Below are 14,419 nucleotides of genomic sequence, written 5' to 3' on the forward strand. Positions count from 1 at the left end.
GCCGCGTGACTCGTTAGAGAGATGCCTCCGCGGCGCATCCCACCTGGATGAACCCCTGAGGAGAAGAGGCCACATGATCGTCGCCCGCCACTACGACCACGTCGTCGGAGTCGACACCCACCCCCGCACACACACCTACGCGATCGTCGCCACTAAGACCGGCGAGATCCTCGGAACGAAAGCATTCGCGGTGACGGCGGCGGCGATCGACAGAGCGATCGCCTGGGTGCGAGGCATCGCGGGCGGGTCGGTTCTGTTCGCGATGGAGGGTACGGGCTCCTACGGTGCATCGTTGGGTCGGGCGCTGCTGCGTGACGAGATCGTGTTTTGCGAGGTGCGGCCGCCGAAGAAGTCGAGCCGTGTCCGCGGCAAGACTGATGAAATCGACGCGATCGCTGCCGCGACCTCGGCGATGGGAATCGAGCTCGAGGCGCTGACTCGGCCGAAGGCCGACGGGCTGCGCAACGCGCTCCGAGTGACGCTTGATGCCCGCCGGGATATGGAAGTTCGTCGCACGAGCGCCCGGAACCAGCTCAACGCGTTGGTTCGTACCGCGGACTTCGGGCTCGACACGAGGCGGGCACTCACCGATCGCGGTGTGCAGCAACTCGCCAATCTGGACGCTAATCGTTCCGACGTGGCTGAGCGCATCATCCGCGCTGAAGCTGTCCGGTTGGCCTCGACCGTGATCGATCTTGGACGACAGATGCGACACAACCGCGAAGTGTTAGCTGAGCTGGTCGAGCTTCTCGCGCCCGGGCTGCAGCAGATCTACGGCGTCGGCCCGGTCACCGCCGCAGTGGCAGTCGCGGCATACTCCCACCCCGGCAGGGTGCGGAGCGAGGCTGCGTTCGCAGCTCTCGCCGGAGTGAACCCGATTCCGGCGTCATCGGGGAACACGACACGCCACCGGCTCAACCGTGGCGGTGACCGTCAGCTCAATCGCGCGCTCGACGTGATCGCTCGCGTACGGATGGTCTCCGAGGCGCGCACTCGCGCATACGTCGAGCGACGAACGTCAGAGGGCCGAACTGTCCGCGAGATCAGGCGCAGCGTCAAGCGATACATCGCACGTGAACTATTCAAGGCGCTACAGGTCCGCATGGTGTTGGGCACGTAGCCGTGTGAGTCGACGCCGAGCACGATACGAGGGCGCCTGTTCGACCGTCTACGGGGCGTCAGGGGTGACGAGTCTTACGCGAGGGTCGTGGAGTCCTGATCATCTAAGCGGAACACTGCGCAGCGCGGCGCGGCCGCTGCGAAATCGGCAGCGGTCGACTCCGGGCCGACTTCGAAGATCTGAGCGGCGACTTTTCGGCCCTGGCTGTGCTGATGCCAGTACGCGCTGAGGATCGGGCCGCGCTGTTCGAGGGTCATCTCGGTGAAATTCACGGCCTCTCGTCGTCGGCCGCGCTGGATCTCGCCACGGCCGGCAGCCCTCACGTTCTTGACCCAGGACATCTTCTGCCCGGCGACCACGTACCGAGCCCCGTCCACGACCACGATCGAGACGGGTGTGGACCGCGGCTCGCCGGAGACCCGGCCGACCACGGTCAGAACATGCGGAGGACCGGTGGTGATGCCGATGTTGTTGAGGAACACGATCACCCTGTTGGCGTACTTCAAGAACGGGGGAAGGTTCTTGTCTTGTGGCATGTCCTACGACCTCGCTTCAAACACGCGGCCCCTCGGGCCCGCTGCGGCGTCCAGTATCCACCGGGACCCCGTCGACTCCCTGACCGGCGCCGTGGGGTCTCAGGCCGAGACGACGACCGACCGCTTCATCGCGTGTTGGGTCTTGACTCGAAGCCATAGAAGGGTCCCCCGGGGAGCATGGCTTTAGTGGAAGTTGATCGTGGAGGGCGCAGGTGCCTTCCACGACTCTTCCTGATACGAGTGCGGGTCGTGAGCCTCGCGGGGCGGCTCCCCGAACGGATCCTTCGGCAGCGCCGTCGGCGCTGTGGTGAACTTCGCGCGGAGCGATGCGGCGATGGAGCGAATGCGGTAGATCACGGCGTTCATGTCGTTCTCCCGTTCGGGGTGATCAAGCGTCACCTGCCCGAAGCCTACCGACGTCGTTTCTCCGGCGGGGCGCGAGCTCCGCACGCGCAGCGGTGACGGAGCACCGCCGGCGGGAGCCGCTACGCGGCCGGATTACCCGTTTTCCTTACCTTGTTGCTCGGGCGGTTTCGGCACAGTCGTAGTGTGTCGATCGTCCGAGGACGGCAGGTATGGCTTCCCTGTTATCGCCGCTGCGACGGCTTGTGAAGAATGGCCGCCCGCCGTCCACCCGATGGTTCGACCGCTAATTGAGAGAAGCGAACAGATCGCTGCGTAAGGAAACGTCGGCGTGACCATCACCGCCACGAGGGAAGTGAAGGGAGCGGCCATGCCGCAGATTTGGGCCGGAATCGATGCGGGGAAGGGGCACCATCACTGCGTCGTCATCGACGCAGCCGGCGCCAAGCTCCACTCCGCCCGCGTCGCCAACGACGAGGCGGCGCTGCTCGATCTGATCGCTACTGTGACCGATCTCGCCGGTGTCCCTTCCGCCTCAGTGCACGGCGTTCCGTGTCGCGTGGCCGGCGCTGTTCTCTGTCGCCCTCGCAACCCTCGTTCTCCTGGTCGTAGCGATGCGTCTCGGCACGCCCTCTCGCGCTCGATGGCAGTGGCTGATGCTCGGCTCGGGTGTCGTCGGCGCCGTCACCAGCTGGGTTCCGGCTCTGCGTACCGCCGTGATCGTCGGTTGAGCAGCACACGGCACGACTACACGAGCAGGTGTTCCGCAAAGGGATGGTTTACCGGTCGCAGGGGCACCGCCTCACATTGGCGGCTACTGTCCGGCGATCATCGCGAGGGAGGGCGCCCGGCCCTTCTCGATGTGGGTGAAGGCGATCGACTCGGCGAGGCGGTCGTTGCCGGCGCGGATCGCGTCGAGGAGGCCGTGGTGCTCGTCGGACTGCTGGCGCTGGTCGCGTGCGCTGGTGAGGTAGAACAGCCACGTCATCCGCCCAGTGACGGCGCGCATCAGCGAGGAGAGCAGGGCGCTGCCGGCGACTTCGACGATTGCCTCGTGCACGACGGTCGAGGTCTCGGCGACCTCGAGCCAGTCCTCGCTGTCGAGGGCACGGTGCTCCGCGTCGATCGCGTCGAGCAGCGGTTGCAGTGACGCACCGGCGGCGACGGCCTGTGCGGCCAGCCGCGCGGCGAGGGTCTCGAGGCTGAGTCGGACGTCGAAGAGTTCGACGACGTCCTCGATGCTCCACTGGGCGACGCGGGTGGAGCGGCGTGGGAGCATCCGCACGAAGCCCTCGTTGGCCAGCTGCGGCACGGCCTCGCGCACCGGCAGTCGTGAGACGTGCAGCTCGGCGGCCAGTGAGGCCTCGACCAGTCGCGATCCCTGCGAGTGCTGGCCGAGGATGATCTGCCGGCGCAGCGTCCGGTAGGTCTGGCTGGCGAGCGACTCCTCGGTGCTGGCGAGTGTCATGACGGTCCTCCTCGCGACGCCGGTGCGACCATTCAACACGCTCGGCCCCGCCTGTGCGGTCCGCCGGCCACCGCGCTCGGCCCCGCGCTCAGCCGCCGGGCCAGCTGCGCTCCTTCGGCAGCGGGCGGGCGTAGCTGTCGATCCGGCTGGTGCCGAGCTGCTGCCGGACGAGCGTCTCGACGAGCGCGGCCGCCGCCGCGACCCCGTCGACCACCGGCACGGGCAGCCGCGCGCCGAAGTGCTCCTCGAGCCCCGCCATCCCCGCGCAGCCGAGGCAGATCACCTCGGCGCCGCGGGCGATCGCGCGCTCGCCCGCCGCGACGAAGGCGTCGAGGGTCGCCTGCGGATCCTCCTCCAGCTCGAGCACGCCGAGGCCGGTGTCCTCGATCGCGGCGCAGTGCGCGATCAGGCCGGCGGTGGTGAGGCTGTCCTCGATCTGGCCGACCGCGCGGCGGACCGTGGTGACCACTCCGTAGCGGCGGCCGAGCAGCATCGCGAGGTGCGCGGACGCCTCCGTGATGTCGACGACGGGCACGTCGAGCAGCTCGCGCGCGCCCTCGCGGCCGTGCTCGCCGAAGCCGGCCATCACGACGCCGTCGATGCCGGCCGGCAGCCGCTCCAGGGTGTGCAGGACGGCCGCGGCGCTGAGGAAGCTGTCGTACCAGCCCTCGGCCGAGGCGACGCCCCAGCTCGGCGTGATCGCGACGATCTCGGTGCCCGGCCCGACGGCGAGCCGGGCGCGGGCGGCGGCCGTCTCGGTCATCGACTCGGTCGTGTTGCAGTTGACGACGGCGATGCGCATCAGCGGCCCGCCGCCGCGGGGACGCCGGACAGGCGGATCTCGCTGCCCGCGTCCCGCAGCCGCGCCAGATCGATCAGCGCGGCGGCGACCGCGAGGTCCTGCGCGGCGAGGCCGACGGAGTCGAACACGGTGATCTCGTCGTCCCGGGTGCGGCCGGGAGCGGTGCCGGCCACGACGTCGCCGAGCTCGAGCAGCCCGGCCGCCGCGTCGAGGGCGCCCTCCGCGATCGCGAGGACGAGGTCTCCGGACTTCGCCCGCGCGGTGGCCGCGCTGTCGACGACGAGCGTGCCGAGCGCCATCGCCGCGGAGTCGAGCTCGCGGTGCTCCGGCCGCGGACGGGCGCCCACGGCGTTCACGTGCTGGCCGGCGTGCAGCCAGGCCCCGTGCACGATCGGCTCGACCGACGGCGTCAGCGTGCAGAGCACGTCGGAGCACTCGGCGACGGCCCGCGGATCCGCGGCGCGGGTCACGGGGTGCCCGACCGCCTCCTCGAACCGGTCGAGCGTCGCGTCCGACCGCGACCAGACCACGATCTCGTCCAGGTCGCGCACCGCCTGCAGCGCGCGGACGTGCGCGACGGCGAGGTTGCCGGCGCCGATCAGCCCGAGCACCCGGCTGTCCGCCCGGGCGAGGTGCCGGGTGGCGACCGCGGAGGCGGCGGCGGTGCGCGCCCGGGTGATCAGCGCGCCGTCCAGGACGGCCACGCACTCCCCGGTGAGCAGCGAGGTGACCAGGATGGTCGAGCGCTGCGTCGGCAGCCCGCGCGCTGCGTTTCCGGGTAGGTCCGCCATCAGCTTCACGGCGGCCAGGCCCAGGGCATCGGAGCGGACCGCCATCGGGAGGATCAGCCCGTCGTCCTCGCCCGCGAGGGCCGTCGGCGCGCCCTGGTGCAGCGCCCCGGAGCCGAGGTCCGCGAACACCTGCTCGACCGCGCCGAGCACGTCGACGTCGGGGAGCAGCCCGGCGATCTGCTCGGAGGCGAGGACGAGCGTCATCAGCGCGCGCCGACCGTCGCGCGGCCGGTCAGCTCGGCGAGCGAGGGGGCGCGGGTGACGAGGCCGGCCTCGGCGAGGATCCGCATCCAGCGGTCGGAGGCGGCCTCGTCGATCACGGTCGTGTCCCAGACCCCGCCGGCGGCCATCTCGTCGGCGGCCTCGTGCAGGAGCGCCGAGTCGCGGTCGGGCCAGCGCGCGGCGAGCACCGCGTCGATCTCGGCGCCGGCCTCACCCGCGGTGATCCTCTGCATCGCCGTCTCGATCGCGTCGACGAAGCGCTCGGTGCGGTCGGCGAGCTCCTCGACCCGCTCGGTGCGGGTGTAGTAGACGCTGTTGGGCATCACGCCCGCGTCGAGGTGGCGGAAGACGATCTGCCCGCCGCCGGCCGCGACGAGCTCCTTCGCCGAGAGCAGGTCGAGCACGATCGCGTCGCCGAGGCCGTCGCGGTAGAGCTCCAGCATCATCGCCGTGGACAGGTCGCGCGCCCAGCGGGTGGCGGAGACGTCGAGCCCGGCCTCGCGGATCAGGCCCGCGGTGAACTCGAACGGCGCGCTGCCGCCGGCGCCCGGGGCGAGCACGACCTTGCCGGCCAGCCAGTCCAGCCCGACCGGTCCGGAGCCGTCGCGGGCCACGATCGTCATCGGGAAGCGGTGGTTGAGCTGGCCGACGACGATCAGCTCGCGGCTCGTTCCGGCGTACATCCCGGGCACCCAGAGCCCGCCGAGGGCGAGGTCGGCGGCGCCGGAGTCGAGGTCGTCGAGGACGCCGGTCCAGGGGTCGCAGGCGGTGGCGGTGACGGCGAGGCCGCGCTCGGCGAACAGGCCGCCGACGTCGGCGACGTACTCGGGGAGGTAGTTCAGTCCGTTGGCGGTGGCCGAGACGGTGAGGGTGTCCATGGTGCTCCTTGTGGTGCTGTCCGGTGGATGGTTGCGCCCAACGGTGCCGGAGCGCCAGGGGGCGGGGTGGGTCAGTGGGCGGCGGCGATCGCGTTCTCGTTGACGTCCTCGAGCGAGCGACCCCGGGTCTCCGGGGCGAAGCGGGAGGCGACGACGAGCACCGCGTACATCACGGCGGCGAGGCCGAAGACGCCGGCGAAGGCGAACGAGCCGTAGAGCGCGACCGCGAGGAACGGCATGACCGCTCCGGCGATGTTGCCGATGCCGTTGACGATCGAGGCTCCGGAGGCGCGGATCGCGGTCGGGAAGATCTCGGCGGTCCAGGTGGCGAGGGTCGTGTTGGTGACCATCGTGAAGAACTGGAAGAGGGCGCCGAGCACGAGGATCGCAGCGGTGCCGTTCCCGAAGCCGGCGAAGGCGAGCGCGGTGAGGCAGCCGAGGACTCCGGCGGCGCCGACGGCGGTGCGACGGCCGACGCGACCGGCGATCAGGGCTGCGGTGGTCGCTCCGAGGAGCGAGCCGATGTTCATGATCATCGTGTAGAGCAGGCTCTCCGAGACGGAGTAGCCGCGCTCGACCAGCAGGGTCGGCATCAGGAAGTTCAGCGTGACCTGCGAGCCGAAGGCCATCCAGGACGCGACGCCAAGGGCGGCGGTGCGGCGGATCACCGGGCGGCTGAACACCGCGGCGGGCGAGGCCGACATCTTCACGGGCGGCAGGTCGTCCGGCGAGAGCTCGACGGGCGGACGGGCGGCGGTGGGGGTGAGCGAGTTCGAGGCGAGGATCGCGAGCGAGCGGTTCGCCTCCTCCGTGCGGCCCTGCGAGAGCAGCCAGCGCGGCGTCTCCGGCAGCTTGCGGCGGTAGAAGACGACCAGCAGCGCGGGGACGGCGAGGATCACGAACGACCAGCGCCACACGGAGTCGGGGCCGCCGAGCGGGGTCTCCAGCGGGCCGAGCAGCAGCAGGAACAGGCCGTAGGAGAGGAAGTTGCCCAGGCCCCCGGCGCCGACGTTGACGGCGCCGATCGCGGTGCCGCGGAAGCGGGTGGAGACCATCTCGGAGAGCATGACCAGGCCGATCATGAACTCGCCGCCGATGCCGATGCCGACGATCAGGCGGCTGACGAGCAGCATCTCGTAGTTCATCGCGACGGCGCTGAGCAGGCCGCCGAGCGTGTAGATCAGCAGGTTGAGGCTGAGCGAGAAGCGGCGGCCGTAGCGGTCGGCGAGGTAGCCGGCCAGCACGCGGCCGATCAGTCCGCCGATGACCGTGGCGGTGTTGATCGTCGTGAGCTGGACGTCGCCGATCTGCAGCGTCTCCTTGATGTGGCTGCCCATGGCACCCACCGAGTTCTGCTCGAGGGTGTTGAAGAACTCCCCGGCGAGGATCAGTAGGAAGATCCAGAACTGCGCGCGGGTGAAGCCGATGGAGTCGAGGACGGAGGCGACCGTGTGGCCTGAAGCGGGCGGAGCGGTGGTGCGGGATACAGCAGACATGTGTAGCTCCCAGCAGGGCGAGGGGGAAAGCGGCTCCAGAGTGATGGTCACCGCGAGGACTCCTCTTTTGTATCCCAAATAACGTTTCGGGCAGGTTTCCACGATGCTACAACCTCCCTCTGAGCTGTAGTGACCGCGCAGAAGGGCATACACCTCGAAACGTTCGCTGGCGGTGGTATACAAAAGGGCCTCGATGCGCGCAGAGGCTACATGGACCCGTAATGCGGGAGATGTGGGGCACGAGCCGCCGTCGTCATGCGTCTCACGACCCCGGCTGGCCGCGTCTTCAGGCCCCCCGAGGAGTAGGGGCGGCGACCTGAGAAGCGAACCCGGATCGTCGCGCTCCTCGTGGAGCTGCGCGGGCGCCTTCTCGGCGAAACTATCCGCCACCCCGCCGCTTCACCGTCGGGCCCGTCGTCACCGCAGCTGTCGTCGAGACCGTCGACCACAGCGTTCTTCCGACGCTCGTCCGCAGATCTTGAGCAGCGCCGAGTTCAGCTAATCCTGCGTCCCGTATGGGGATCGTTCAGCGGGTCGCTATGCGGTCGGGCCGCTGCTCTCCGCCGCGTGCCGCGGATCAAGGGAGAGCGTGCTCCCGCTGTCAGCTTGCGCGGACCGACAGGTTCTTGCCGAGCTGGGTCCAGCCATCGCCGGTGGCGTCGCCCGGTACGGCGTCGTCAGGGTGGATCTGTACCGTCCAGTCGTTCTGCTTCGACAGCTTCTCGCCGCAGCCACTCACCGGCTCGTCGCCCTCGTTGACGATGACGCAGTGTCCGGCTCCCTCGCGAGGTAGGGCCAAGTAGAAGTCGAGGCCCTCGACCGAGCCGGCGAACCGGATCGAGTCGGGATCGAGCTTGTCGCCGAGGTTCTCGAGCGAGGGAAGTGCGTCTTGCTCCTGCTGCGCCCTGTCGTAGTCCGAGTACACGGTCGGGTCGTCGTAGATGCTGGTGTCCTGCTGCGCACACCCAGCGAGAAGAGGAAGGGCCATGAGTGCGACCGCGACCGCACCGATCTTGAATCTGTAGGTCGGTCGTTCGTGGCCCATGGCGTCCCCCGTTGCGTTTCGCCCACCCTACTTCGCCTGAACTCCAGAGCACCGGCCCTCATCGCCGCAGCGGAGAGCGCGAGGGCACCCGTTCCGTTGGGGGATCGCTCAGCGGAACGCCGGCGCGGGGAAGAGCGTGGCCGGATCCAGATCGCCGGCGGCGCACTGGGTCCCCCGGAGGAGCTTCAATCGGAAGTGTTAGTGGTCCGGTTTGTCGCTGAAGTGCTCGCGGTCGCTGATGTAATCGATCCGGGTTGCATCGAAAATATCGCTTCCTAAGCGGTCCGCCCCTCTTCTTGTCGAGAGCGTTACCGGATATTGCACAAGTCTTGGCGTGCTGTTTGTGAAGAATGAACAGAACAACATCCGCAGAGGTGAAGTATCCCCGGGAAGGAAGTTTGACCCGCCAGATATGAAGCCCGCGTAGGGCGATTCGCTAAAGAAGAGAATTGATTCTCGGGCCAGAGTATGAGAGCGAAACCAGGAGCGTATTACGACAGAGTTTTGACTCACATAGACTCCGAACAGTCTTGCCCGCACCGCTAAAACAATAGTGACTAGAAGTGCGCACAGAACAATTAAATCTGTAAGCGACCAGTTCCAATTCGGCCCGACTATTCCGAGAAAAGCGGCGCATATAACCGGGTTAACGATCCATGCAATCACTCGAGCCCCATTGCCCGACTTCGGAATTCTTCTCGAAAATAACTTATCATCTTTCATTATTTGTGCCCTATCAATAATCTCTCCTCAACTCGGAATAGTAAAAAAGCTAATTCTAAATTGTGCAGTCATTTCCTCACCCTGCGAGGTCTCAGCCTCGCCGTGCCGGCAGGCGTGAAGCCTGCTCCCTGGGCCGATCGGCGGTGGGCTTAGCGCGTTCCGTACGGGAATCCGTCATCGCGACGAGGGCCGGGTCGCAGGTCACCGAAGTCGTCGGACCAGATTCACGACGAGTAACACCGCGTCTGCGGCCATGCCTGCCGAGCGCCGATCGCCGTTCCGGCGGTGCTTCATGGCCTGCGCGAGCTCGATGGCCGCACGAACGACTTTGCGCAGCTCGGCGTTCTCGGACCCAGGTAGTTCGACCTCAACCACTCGACCAAGGCGGGCCTTCGTGCTGGGGATCGGCGGCTCATCGACGCCAGGCTCACCGTGCCGTGCGTGCTCGTAGGAGGCCGCGGAAAGCGCTTCGAGGGCGGCCACCGCGTCGTTCCCGACGTTCGAGTAGTCCTGCTCCGTCCGAGCTGCCCGGAAGTGTCGCCGCATCTCGTTCAGCTCCCCATCGACGCGCTGCCATCCGGTGGCCTTTCGCGGCGAAATGGGATCGGCCAGTGCGCCGGCGAGCGAGTCGGTCTCACGCTCGTCGAGCATCTCGTGGAGTGCATCGAACTGCTCATTGAGCATGCTGCGCCTGGCCTGCCAGCTGCCGTACCCATCGTTCGCCTGCCAATACTTGCGGAACGTCTCGAAGTCACGGAACGGTGGATCGAAGGTGTCGATGCCAAGGCGCGCGAGGACCGCCTTCAACGCGCGGACGAGTAAGCGTGAGTCGTCATTGCTGAGCGGTGAGCCATGGGTGCCGTGGGCCTCGTACTCTTCGTGCACGACCCGGGCGAGAGGCACCGCGATCTCCACATCGCCGTGCTCCGGGTTCGGTCCGCGCAGGAGCCCCTCGAGGAGATTCACGTCGAGCGCGGACTGCTGAGTCACCTCCGAGCCCCAAGCGTTCGATACCACCTCCTGACCCGAGAGGTAAAAATCCCACGTACGCATGCGCCCACCCTAGCCAGCGGCACCCCGCCCGCTGATCGACCTAGACGAGCGTTCCATCTGTCGCAAGTTCGGGCGTCGGGTGGTGTCCGAAAGAGGATCGCTCAGTGCTTCGGTCTCGTGCAACCATGGCCGCATGTCGACCAGCTCGCGTGTTGTTGTCGTGGATGGCGAGACGTTCGAGGTCACGGCCAGGCCTGATGGGATCCACTTCTCATGGGCTAGTGGCCCCAACCCTGGGTACGGTTTCGGATCCAGCTGGTCAGGGGACTCTCCGCCGACAGATGCGCAAATCCGCCCGATGATCGACAGCTTCCTCTCGCAGATCGATCCCGAAACCGGCTACATCTCCGAGGACTGAAGTCCTGCGTGGATGCCACCTGCGGTGTCCCGTAAGGGGATGGGTTACCGGTCGGGCAGGTGATCCTCCGGATTGATGTCCGCTCGTCGTAGAGGTCCGTCGTAGACGCTGCCGGTGCTCCACATGGCGATGACGGCCCATCCGAGGTCGGCATGTGCGATCGTGCCCTCCGGGATGGTGCGCGAGAAGAGGGCGTAGTCGATCCCCTCGACAGGGAGTACCGAGACGGTCCATCCGTCTCGGTCTTGGGCGAGAGCGAGCGAACGAGCTTCGACTTCCTCGATCACGGCGACCCCATCGCGCTTTCGGGAGTCTGTGGGGAGCGTGCCGAGGAGGAGACAGTCGGCGGCGAGGGAGGCGATCGTCACGGGGTCGGTCACCATCCCGTGTACGTGACCGCGGGGTCCGACGCGAGTCCCGGGGCGCACCATGGTGCGGACCGAGCAGCGCGCGACGTGCAGTCCGCGATCGATCGCGATCGTCGTGTCTTCATCGGTGCCGGCGCCATGAGTCGTGGTCCACAGCTCGCGGCCTGACAGGGGGATGAGCGTCTGCATGTGCTCATCCAAGCCAGTGTCCGTGATCGTGCCAAGGAGTCGTCGCTCATTCACGCTGCCTTACTCCGGTGCTGTCCGTTAGGGGGTCGTCGTCCGGCCGCCGAAGATGGCGTCTCGACGTGTGTCGATTCTCGCGCTCGTCTGCACGGTTCTTCGCGTCAACGCGGCGCTCGTGCAGACGACCGTGGGTATTCAGATGTTCAAGGTCCCCTGCACACACGACCGGGCGCCGCTTCGCCGTTCCGTATGGGGACCGGCCACCGGCACAGTCTGGCCAGTACGGCTAGTGAGCAGCGAGGTAGCACGGAGAGCGCCCGAGTGGGAGGCTTCTGCCGTGAGAAGGATCGTCACGGTGCTGGTGTGCGCAGTCTCGGCCGCGACTCTTGCGGCCTGCTCCAGCTCTGGGATCTCGGTGCAGAGGGCACAGGGCGTCACGGCGATGGTCTCTGCCGCGACCCCGAGTGCCGTGATGGAGGCGAGTTTCACTGGGACGCTCACGACGACCGATCAGGGCTGCCTGGCGGTGAGTGTGGGAGAGACGACGTTCCCGTTGAAGTTCCCGGCTGGTTCGCGTCTCAGCGACGACGGCCAGATGATCGACGTCCCTGGTTTCGGCTCGGTGAGTTCGGGTGAGCTCGTCGAAGGCGGAGGCGGCTACCTCGCGCTGGACGGTGTGCCAGACGAGTGTGCTCCGGGTGGCGAACCCGTCGAGTCGATCGTCTGGCAAAGCCTTCCCGACTGACGCTCGCCATCAGGACTTTCGGGCTACTGCGTCTCCGACGCGAGGCCATGAACGAGCCGACTCGGGACTGCCCTGTACGAGGATCTCCTAACGGACCCCTGCTCGTTGAGCGGCCGGTATCGCCGCGCGAGCATGGGGCCATGTCGAAGAAGATCGAATCCGCCCACCGCAAGCTCGTTGACGCGCTGAAGAAGCACGCCGAGCTCGCCTCCGGGAAGAAGAGCCGACGCGGCCGCATCGAGAGCGCCGCCGCCGTCGTCAAGAGCGCTGCGACCAAGTACGCGGCTCTCGTCTCCGCGCGCACCGACACCGAGAGTCCGTTCAGCGACATCACGGGCCCTCGCCTGGACCGTCCCACGATCGCCTCGCTCACGGCCGCGCGGGACGCGCTCACACGCCGGCTGACGGACACGCCGCTCGGTGCGACTGACTTGTAGCTCCCGCTCCCGTCACCGAAGCAGAATCCGTCCTAACGACGCCCGGTCAGCGATGGTCTAGCTGGCGTCCGGTAGGGGGTCGTTCACCGGGATGGCTCGAGCTCGAGCGCAGCCCGCTTGCGGCGGGAACGGATCCTTCGGAGAACGATGCCGGTCGCCAGGAACCCGAGCCCTGCCGGAATGGTGCCTGCGGTCAGAAGGACGGCGTGGAGCGCGAGTAGGAGGTAGTCGATGGAGGACAACCAGGTCATCGACAGAGGGCCGAGGACGTCCGTTATCAAGAAGGAGAACAGGGAGATGGCCAGTCCACACCAGGCGAGGCTCACTACGGCAGGAGTTGAGGCGACCGGGACGCGCTGACGCGGATGTCTCCGCACCGCAATGTGAGCGGCGACGCCGGCGAGGGCGATCCACGTTCCGACGCCGACCGCACCGAACGCGATACCGAAAACTCCTTCAGAGGGGTCCGAATCGGTCACGCCCGTGGCGACCATGAAGCTGCTGAGCATGAGAACGAGGGCTGCGATCGCGGTGGTGAATCCGACTCCGGAGCAGGTGATGAAGGTGTCCAGTGAGGCTTCGGGTGCGGCGGTCGAGGTCGTCGGAGTTGCCGAAGCGGGAGCGCTGGTCATGATCGGAGGTCCTTGTTGGTGGAACCTCGATGGGGTTCGCCTAGTCGGAGGAGAGTTTGAAGTCGGAGTTTGGCTCGTTGGTGTCGGCCGCGTGCGGTCGATTCGCTCACTCCGAGGATTGTTGCGGCTTCGGGGAGGGTGAAGCCGTCCCAGAGGATAAGCCGGATCAGTTCGGACTGGTTTTCCGGAAGGGAGTTCAGGGCTGCGCGGATGTCGAGGGTGTCTGCGTTGACGGGATCGGTTGGGTGGTTGTCGAAGTGCTGGCGGAGTTTCTGTGTGAGATCGTCGTGTCGGATGGCTCCTCGTGCGGCGTTCGAGTGGACTCGGCGGGCGACGCCGAAGAGCCACATGCGTGCCCGCTCGGGGTCGGCGGGCAATTGCTCGATGCGTCGCCACGCGACGATGAAGGTCTCACTGAGAAGGTCAGCGGCATCAGCGGGAACGGCGACTCGTCGGCCGAAGTAGCTGAGTAGGTCAGCTGCGTTCGCGGCGTGAAGGCTTTCGAGTGCTGCATCCTGGTCGGACCGGCGTCGTCGCGCGATCACTCGTCGGTTCCGAGGGACTCGCTGTCGCACTGGCCCGCCATCTCGATGGAGGTGCTGGTCGTGAAGTAACCGGCCTCCTCGAGCACCTCCCGGATCTCGTCGCCCATGAGGGAGCTGGCGATCACCCCGGGGGTCGCGTCGGGGATGTCTGCCGGCCGGCCGGCGGCTTCCGCCGCGACGTTCGCTTCATCGATCCCCGCCTGATTCGATGCCAGGGCCGCCTCGATGTCCTCCGGAGTGACACGGGCGATCACCGGATCCCAGTCGTGCTGCGCGAGGAACTCGCGGGCCCTCTCGGTCAGCTCGTCGGTCTCCTCAATAGAGAGCCCGCCGCCGTACTCCGGTTGGATCCGGGCGACGACCGCGCACGTTCCGATGTCGGCACCCTCAGCGAGCTCGAACGTGCGCTGCACAGCGACGTCAGGAGTCCATCCCACCCACTGCAGCAGCGACGGCCCCGCGACGGCGGCCGTGGTCCCGACTCCGACCAACCCGATCGCCAGAACCGTCACTCCGACTCCGGAGCGGAACCACGCGCGTCGCGGCGGACGGCTCTCGGCCACTGCCCGGGCAATGCCACGCGCGGCTTCGGCGGCCGCCGGATCCTCGCCCAGCGCCAGCGGCGCAGCTCGTCGCACCAGATCGTCCATG

General features: G+C 67.6%; 17 protein-coding genes and 1 pseudogene. 5 read left to right on the top strand and 13 right to left on the bottom strand.

Features of this window, described 5'->3' with window-relative positions; genetic code table 11:
- Positions 1-73 precede the first annotated feature (73 nt).
- On the top strand, positions 74-1,120 hold the full coding sequence (locus tag C5C35_RS00475; protein ID WP_104262274.1) for an IS110 family transposase: 1,047 nt from the start codon (positions 74-76) through the stop codon (positions 1,118-1,120).
- 74 nt (positions 1,121-1,194) lie between these two features.
- Here C5C35_RS00475 and C5C35_RS00480 read toward each other — a convergent pair whose 3' ends face one another.
- Positions 1,195-1,656: a nitroreductase family deazaflavin-dependent oxidoreductase gene (locus C5C35_RS00480; RefSeq protein WP_104262275.1), complete on the bottom strand. Its 462-nt coding sequence runs from the start codon at positions 1,654-1,656 to the stop codon at positions 1,195-1,197.
- Positions 1,657-1,839: 183 nt separating this feature from the next.
- Positions 1,840-2,055: a hypothetical protein gene (locus C5C35_RS00485; protein ID WP_146076862.1), complete on the bottom strand. Its 216-nt coding sequence runs from the start codon at positions 2,053-2,055 to the stop codon at positions 1,840-1,842.
- A 334-nt stretch (positions 2,056-2,389) separates the two neighbouring features.
- Here C5C35_RS00485 and C5C35_RS00490 point away from each other — a divergent pair.
- Positions 2,390-2,539: pseudogene (locus C5C35_RS00490) on the top strand (transposase); the annotation flags it as partial.
- A 294-nt stretch (positions 2,540-2,833) separates the two neighbouring features.
- On the opposite strand, the gene C5C35_RS00495 reads toward C5C35_RS00490, so the two are convergent.
- The 7 genes from C5C35_RS00495 to C5C35_RS00525 form a co-directional block, all read right to left on the bottom strand.
- Positions 2,834-3,487 carry a GntR family transcriptional regulator gene (locus C5C35_RS00495; RefSeq protein ID WP_104224667.1) on the bottom strand — a complete coding sequence of 218 codons (654 nt, stop codon included), beginning with the start codon at positions 3,485-3,487 and terminating at the stop codon, positions 2,834-2,836.
- Between the two features lie 88 nt (positions 3,488-3,575).
- Positions 3,576-4,289 carry an aspartate/glutamate racemase family protein gene (locus C5C35_RS00500; protein WP_104262276.1) on the bottom strand — a complete coding sequence of 238 codons (714 nt, stop codon included), beginning with the start codon at positions 4,287-4,289 and terminating at the stop codon, positions 3,576-3,578.
- A complete protein-coding gene (locus C5C35_RS00505) occupies positions 4,289-5,284 on the bottom strand; it encodes an ornithine cyclodeaminase family protein (protein WP_104262277.1) in 996 nt (331 codons plus the stop codon). Before C5C35_RS00505 ends, C5C35_RS00500 begins: the two co-directional genes overlap by 1 nt.
- Complete coding sequence (locus C5C35_RS00510; RefSeq protein WP_104262278.1) at positions 5,284-6,180, bottom strand: ABC transporter substrate-binding protein; 897 nt, start codon at positions 6,178-6,180, stop codon at positions 5,284-5,286. Before C5C35_RS00510 ends, C5C35_RS00505 begins: the two co-directional genes overlap by 1 nt.
- 71 nt (positions 6,181-6,251) lie before the next feature.
- Complete coding sequence (locus tag C5C35_RS00515; protein ID WP_104262279.1) at positions 6,252-7,676, bottom strand: MFS transporter; 1,425 nt, start codon at positions 7,674-7,676, stop codon at positions 6,252-6,254.
- 601 nt (positions 7,677-8,277) lie between these two features.
- The gene (locus C5C35_RS00520) at positions 8,278-8,721 is read right to left on the bottom strand and encodes a hypothetical protein (protein ID WP_104262280.1); all 444 of its coding nucleotides are present in this window, start codon (positions 8,719-8,721) and stop codon (positions 8,278-8,280) included.
- Positions 8,722-9,645: 924 nt separating this feature from the next.
- Positions 9,646-10,497 (bottom strand): hypothetical protein, encoded by an 852-nt coding sequence (locus C5C35_RS00525; RefSeq protein ID WP_104262281.1) that lies wholly within the window; start codon positions 10,495-10,497, stop codon positions 9,646-9,648.
- Between the two features lie 133 nt (positions 10,498-10,630).
- Between C5C35_RS00525 and C5C35_RS00530 the strand changes: the two genes are divergently transcribed.
- Positions 10,631-10,855, top strand: coding sequence for a hypothetical protein (locus tag C5C35_RS00530; RefSeq protein WP_104262282.1), 225 nt, complete (start codon positions 10,631-10,633; stop codon positions 10,853-10,855).
- Between the two features lie 44 nt (positions 10,856-10,899).
- Here the strand turns inward: C5C35_RS00530 and C5C35_RS00535 are convergent, their stop codons facing one another.
- Positions 10,900-11,412: a hypothetical protein gene (locus C5C35_RS00535; RefSeq protein WP_104262283.1), complete on the bottom strand. Its 513-nt coding sequence runs from the start codon at positions 11,410-11,412 to the stop codon at positions 10,900-10,902.
- A 334-nt stretch (positions 11,413-11,746) separates the two neighbouring features.
- Between C5C35_RS00535 and C5C35_RS00540 the strand changes: the two genes are divergently transcribed.
- Together C5C35_RS00540 and C5C35_RS00545 are read left to right on the top strand one after the other, a co-directional pair.
- Positions 11,747-12,154, top strand: coding sequence for a hypothetical protein (locus tag C5C35_RS00540; protein WP_104267732.1), 408 nt, complete (start codon positions 11,747-11,749; stop codon positions 12,152-12,154).
- A gap of 140 nt (positions 12,155-12,294) precedes the next feature.
- The gene (locus C5C35_RS00545; protein WP_104262285.1) at positions 12,295-12,591 is read left to right on the top strand and encodes a hypothetical protein; all 297 of its coding nucleotides are present in this window, start codon (positions 12,295-12,297) and stop codon (positions 12,589-12,591) included.
- An 83-nt stretch (positions 12,592-12,674) separates the two neighbouring features.
- Here C5C35_RS00545 and C5C35_RS00550 read toward each other — a convergent pair whose 3' ends face one another.
- Genes C5C35_RS00550 through C5C35_RS00560 form a run of 3 tightly spaced genes read right to left on the bottom strand, consistent with a single transcriptional unit; the run spans position 12,675 to position 14,418 of the window.
- Entirely contained in the window at positions 12,675-13,223 is a 549-nt protein-coding gene (locus C5C35_RS00550) for a hypothetical protein (protein WP_104262286.1), read from the bottom strand.
- Positions 13,220-13,768, bottom strand: coding sequence for an RNA polymerase sigma factor (locus tag C5C35_RS00555; protein ID WP_181065430.1), 549 nt, complete (start codon positions 13,766-13,768; stop codon positions 13,220-13,222). The genes C5C35_RS00550 and C5C35_RS00555 overlap by 4 nt, the downstream gene beginning before the upstream one ends.
- Positions 13,765-14,418, bottom strand: a complete 654-nt coding sequence (locus tag C5C35_RS00560; RefSeq protein WP_146076863.1) for a hypothetical protein — start codon at positions 14,416-14,418, stop codon at positions 13,765-13,767. Before C5C35_RS00560 ends, C5C35_RS00555 begins: the two co-directional genes overlap by 4 nt.
- Position 14,419: the final 1 nt, after the last annotated feature.

The organism is Rathayibacter sp. AY1F8, from assembly GCF_002932165.1.
GTDB lineage: Bacteria > Actinomycetota > Actinomycetes > Actinomycetales > Microbacteriaceae > Rathayibacter.

What these genes read in the sequence shown, in the direction of transcription:
- C5C35_RS00475 (WP_104262274.1), top strand. Translation starts at nt 74, where the DNA reads ATGATCGTCGCCCGCCACTACGACCACGTCGTCGGAGTCGACACCCAC.
- C5C35_RS00480 (WP_104262275.1), bottom strand. Translation starts at nt 1,656, where the DNA reads ATGCCACAAGACAAGAACCTTCCCCCGTTCTTGAAGTACGCCAACAGG.
- C5C35_RS00495 (WP_104224667.1), bottom strand. Translation starts at nt 3,487, where the DNA reads ATGACACTCGCCAGCACCGAGGAGTCGCTCGCCAGCCAGACCTACCGG.
- C5C35_RS00500 (WP_104262276.1), bottom strand. Translation starts at nt 4,289, where the DNA reads ATGCGCATCGCCGTCGTCAACTGCAACACGACCGAGTCGATGACCGAG.
- C5C35_RS00505 (WP_104262277.1), bottom strand. Translation starts at nt 5,284, where the DNA reads ATGACGCTCGTCCTCGCCTCCGAGCAGATCGCCGGGCTGCTCCCCGAC.
- C5C35_RS00510 (WP_104262278.1), bottom strand. Translation starts at nt 6,180, where the DNA reads ATGGACACCCTCACCGTCTCGGCCACCGCCAACGGACTGAACTACCTC.
- C5C35_RS00515 (WP_104262279.1), bottom strand. Translation starts at nt 7,676, where the DNA reads ATGTCTGCTGTATCCCGCACCACCGCTCCGCCCGCTTCAGGCCACACG.
- C5C35_RS00520 (WP_104262280.1), bottom strand. Translation starts at nt 8,721, where the DNA reads ATGGGCCACGAACGACCGACCTACAGATTCAAGATCGGTGCGGTCGCG.
- C5C35_RS00525 (WP_104262281.1), bottom strand. Translation starts at nt 10,497, where the DNA reads ATGCGTACGTGGGATTTTTACCTCTCGGGTCAGGAGGTGGTATCGAAC.
- C5C35_RS00530 (WP_104262282.1), top strand. Translation starts at nt 10,631, where the DNA reads ATGTCGACCAGCTCGCGTGTTGTTGTCGTGGATGGCGAGACGTTCGAG.
- C5C35_RS00535 (WP_104262283.1), bottom strand. Translation starts at nt 11,412, where the DNA reads ATGCAGACGCTCATCCCCCTGTCAGGCCGCGAGCTGTGGACCACGACT.
- C5C35_RS00545 (WP_104262285.1), top strand. Translation starts at nt 12,295, where the DNA reads ATGTCGAAGAAGATCGAATCCGCCCACCGCAAGCTCGTTGACGCGCTG.
- C5C35_RS00550 (WP_104262286.1), bottom strand. Translation starts at nt 13,223, where the DNA reads ATGACCAGCGCTCCCGCTTCGGCAACTCCGACGACCTCGACCGCCGCA.
- C5C35_RS00560 (WP_146076863.1), bottom strand. Translation starts at nt 14,418, where the DNA reads ATGGACGATCTGGTGCGACGAGCTGCGCCGCTGGCGCTGGGCGAGGAT.